Consider the following 2392-nt stretch of genomic DNA (forward strand, 5'->3'; position numbering starts at 1 on the left):
CAAGCGCTCCGATAACTCTGATACGATTCAGTTCCTTTCGTAACAATGTCATTCGCTCCTGTTTCATGGATGCTATTATCTCAGAGTGACATTTTCCTGGAACAGTTATGGGGGACTTTATCACTGAACAACGATATAGATGATATGAGGCGCGTTGTTTTATAGAAAAATCGTGTTAAAATAATACTCTTAATATATTGATGTAGCCGCTTAAAAACTGGAGAGAGTTTGTATGAAAGATCAACAGAAAAAGTCGCTTAAATATTATGAGATAATTTTAGAGTGGTTTAAACAGCAACTGACGACAGGCGCCCTAAAGGAAGGGGATTCCATTCCCTCCGAACGAGACCTGGCGGCTCAATTCGGAGTCAGTCGTGTTCCCGTGCGGGAGGCTTTGCGGATCCTCGAATATATTGGTATCGTGACGAATAGTTCAGATGGCATGATCATTCAGCATGTCGATGCGCAAATGATGGCGCCGAAGATTAACTTTGCTTCCGAGATTACGAGAGAAACAATGGAAAATCTATTTGAAGTCCGGGTTTTCCTTGAGTCCGCTGCGGCGTATTACGCAGCGATACGTCGGACCGAAGACGATTTGAGAGGATTAAAGGAGTCTATAGATTTAATGGCTGACGCGTGTCTAAATGGATCGCAAAACGATGAAGAAGTGATCCAGGCATCGCATGACTTCCACTTCAAAGTAATTAGAACGGCAAAAAATCCTGTATTGGAAAACGTGTATCGCAATCTTTACGATCTTCTGGAGATTTCCAAGCACTACACCTTAAATCCAGCGGATAACCTGGATTCAACTTTAATGGATCACGAGGCTATTTATTACAAGATTCAAGATAGGGATGCAGATATGGCGAGCAAGTATATGAAGTTGCATTTGACGCGCGCCAAGAAAAAACTGCTCCAGCAAAATTGAGAATGCTAGAGTGCGTTCACACTAATAGACAATTACACAATAGTAATCTATAATATGCATATGGAAATTACGAAAGGACAATATGAGCGAATTGAAAAATACTTGCCCCGTCAGCGCGGGAATGTGAGCATGAGCAATCTCCAACTGATCAATGCAATACTGTATGTCACGGAAAACGGCTGCAAATGGAGGGCATTGCCGAAATCCTATGGAAACTGGCATACGATTTATGTACGCATGAACAGGTGGAGCAAAAACGGCGTTTTACAGCGCCTGTTCGAAGCGCTGCAAGTGGAGAACATTATTCGCATAAAGGTCGAATCGATCTGCCTGGACAGCACATCGGCAAAGGTTCATCCCAACGGGACAGGTGCTTTAAAAAAAGAGGAAAACAGGCTATTGGAAGATCGAGAGGCGGGCTCACAACGAAGATTCATATGGTCGCCGCAACTGACAGATCGGCTGTCAGCTTCGCGCTCTCCGGAGGAGAAGCCCATGACTCGCCGGAAGGCACAGCTCTGCTTGACAAGATCATAAGAGTTCCAGAGCAAAATACATCCTGATGGACAGAGCTTACGAGGGAAAGAGTATGCGGAAGAAAGCGAAGGAGAAGGGGTATTCTCCGGCTGTTCCTCCCAAATCGAACCGCAAAGATCCATGGGAGTATGATAAGGAGAGATATAAGCAGCGCAGTGAGATAGAGCGATATTTCCCGCGTCTTAAGCGATTTCGGAAAATATTTGCCCGTTACGATAAGCTTGACGTGCTGTTCTGTGGTTTCATCTACTTTGCTATGATTGGAGATGCAATTTAGTGTGAACACGCTCTAGATATGCCGGATGTTGCGGCTGGAAAGAATGTGATTTTTCAGCATGGAAGTCGTTTGGTCGTAGTTAGGTAAAAAGTTCTGTTAAAAATAGGAGGGAACGAACAACGCTTGTTCGTTCCCTCCTATTTTTGTTCAAAGAAAACCCCCGGCTGTGCTGGGGGTTCAGGAAGCTTTAAGCTATGGTCAAGTATTTTGTTTTTTATCGAAGTGAAAGAAATGCTCCCTGAGATTAAGATAGATGAGGCTGGCAACCGCATCCGAAATAATCGAAGGGAGCTTAGAAATGGCACAGAATGCCAATGAAACTTTATCACATACGACTTGGAACTGCAAATATCATGTTGTCTTTGCCAAGGCAATCGCTTACGAAATAAGCATGCCCGTCGGTACCAGCCCCAGGACCTGCAGAGCCGTAGGGATGCCAAGCCCGCAGAGCTTGCGCTTGCTCCTCATCCCGCATTTGCACGCGTCACAGGTCTTCAGCATCTGCAAAGCGAGTTTTCGCAGAATGTTCATCACTTCCGCCGCGTTCTTCGCTCTCGCCCGGCAGTCATCCTCCCTGAAGGCCACGTCCAGCATCCAGCGTAAGTTGTTCTCGATCGCCCAGTGCTCTCGCTTGATGCGCAGAA

The 2392-nt window shown here is 45.6% G+C and carries 1 protein-coding gene and 2 pseudogenes; 2 read left to right on the plus strand and 1 reads right to left on the minus strand.

The features are described 5' to 3' along the window. Window positions 1-232 precede the first annotated feature (232 nt). Entirely contained in the window at window positions 233-934 is a 702-nt protein-coding gene (locus tag FYJ74_RS11545) for a FadR/GntR family transcriptional regulator (protein WP_154529717.1), read from the plus strand. Between the two features lie 60 nt (window positions 935-994). Beyond that, window positions 995-1748 (plus strand): annotated as a pseudogene (locus FYJ74_RS11550) (IS5 family transposase). Between the two features lie 539 nt (window positions 1749-2287). Here the strand turns inward: FYJ74_RS11550 and FYJ74_RS12035 are convergent. Then, window positions 2288-2392 (minus strand): annotated as a pseudogene (locus FYJ74_RS12035) (hypothetical protein); the annotation flags it as partial.

It is taken from the genome of Pyramidobacter porci, assembly GCF_009695745.1.
In the GTDB taxonomy this organism is placed as follows: Bacteria; Synergistota; Synergistia; order Synergistales; family Dethiosulfovibrionaceae; genus Pyramidobacter; species Pyramidobacter porci.